This is a genomic window from Vibrio sp. Vb1026, from assembly GCF_033338745.1.
Classification (GTDB): domain Bacteria; phylum Pseudomonadota; class Gammaproteobacteria; order Enterobacterales; family Vibrionaceae; genus Vibrio; species Vibrio alginolyticus.
On record NZ_JAWOTH010000102.1, the window covers coordinates 1 to 1326 of the forward strand.

Below are 1326 nucleotides of genomic sequence, written 5' to 3' on the forward strand. Positions count from 1 at the left end.
CTGATGTTTGGTATGTTGATGGTGGATGCACTGCGCGGCAAAGGCATCACGGAGCGTTCTGCGACGACTAAGTACCTGATTTTTGCAGGTTGTATCGCTGCGGCTGGTCTAGCATTTGTTTACATTTCGCTATTCTACCTAGGCGCTACCAGCGCAACAGTTGCTGCGGGCGCAGACAACGGTGGTCTGATTTTAAGCCAGTACGTTCAAGCGTTGTTTGGCCCTTACGGTCAAATCGTTCTTTCTGTGATTGTATTGCTAGCGTGTCTGACAACGGCTATCGGCCTGATTTCAGCATGTTCTGATTTCTTCAGCTCGAAGACATCACTGTCATACAAGCAGTGGGTTCTAATCAACGGTGCAGTATGTGCGCTAGTTGCTAACGTTGGTCTAGCGCAATTGATGTCGCTCTCTGTACCTGTACTGTTTGCCCTTTACCCAGTGGCGATTGCTTTGGTTGCTCTTACCTTTGTTCGTAGCAAACTGCCAAATCCTCGCTTTGCATACCGTGCGGTACTGCTAGTATCACTATTGTTCGCACTTGTTGATGCAGCGAAAGTTGCTGGTTTGGATGTATCTGCGTTCAACGTACTACCGCTGTTTGAAGTGGGCATGGGTTGGGTTCTTCCTACTCTGGCAGCTATCATCTGCATGTTCTTCATCTCTAAATCTGTTCAACCAGAACTACGAGAAGAAGCGGCGTAAAGACGCTAGAAATTGAATAATGAAAAAGCCCGATGAAGTGATTCATCGGGCTTTTTTGTATCTGGTTCGCATCAACGTAAGCGTCGGTGCTTAAAGCGTATCGTGGAACTCCACAAGTACTTGTTCACACCACTTTTCAATTCGCTCGTCACTCAAATCGTATTGAGAGTCTTCATCTAGTGCTAGGCCAACAAATTGACTGCCATCTTCCATTAGCGCTTTAGAGGCTTCAAACTCATAGCCTTCGTTTGGCCAATAACCGATAAACTGGGCGCCGGTTGCTTTTAACTCGTCGTGCAGTAGGCCCATGGCATCAAGGTACCATTCACCGTAGCCTTCTTGGTCGCCAAGACCAAATAGCGCCACAACTTTGCCTTTCAAGGGCGTAGACGCGATGTCTTGCCAAATGGCGCTCCAATCTTCTTGGATCTCACCAAAGTCCCAAGTCGAGATACCTAGAAGCAATAAATCATACTCAGCCATCAGCGATAGCGGCGTCTCTTTCACATTGTGAATATCGACAAGGTCTGCACCAATAATGTTGCGAATTTTCTCTGCTGCCATTTCGGTGTAGCAGGTCGTTGAGCCGTAAAAGAGTCCGATTTTCATTATATTCGTCGT

General features: G+C 47.2%; 2 protein-coding genes. One reads left to right on the forward strand and one right to left on the reverse strand.

Annotated features, from left to right (window positions below; all coding sequences use genetic code 11):
* A partial coding sequence (locus tag R7E47_RS24480) for a branched-chain amino acid transport system II carrier protein (protein WP_318085299.1) occupies nt 1–705 on the forward strand: 705 nt, incomplete at its 5' end.
* 90 nt (nt 706–795) lie between these two features.
* Here R7E47_RS24480 and fldB read toward each other — a convergent pair.
* Nucleotides 796–1314: a flavodoxin FldB gene (gene fldB / locus R7E47_RS24485; protein ID WP_318085302.1), complete on the reverse strand. Its 519-nt coding sequence runs from the start codon at nt 1312–1314 to the stop codon at nt 796–798.
* Between the last annotated feature and the right edge of the window lie 12 nt (nt 1315–1326).

Excerpts from the sequence above, each read along its gene's own strand:
- fldB (WP_318085302.1), bottom strand. The coding sequence starts at position 1,314 with ATGAAAATCGGACTCTTTTACGGCTCAACGACCTGCTACACCGAAATG.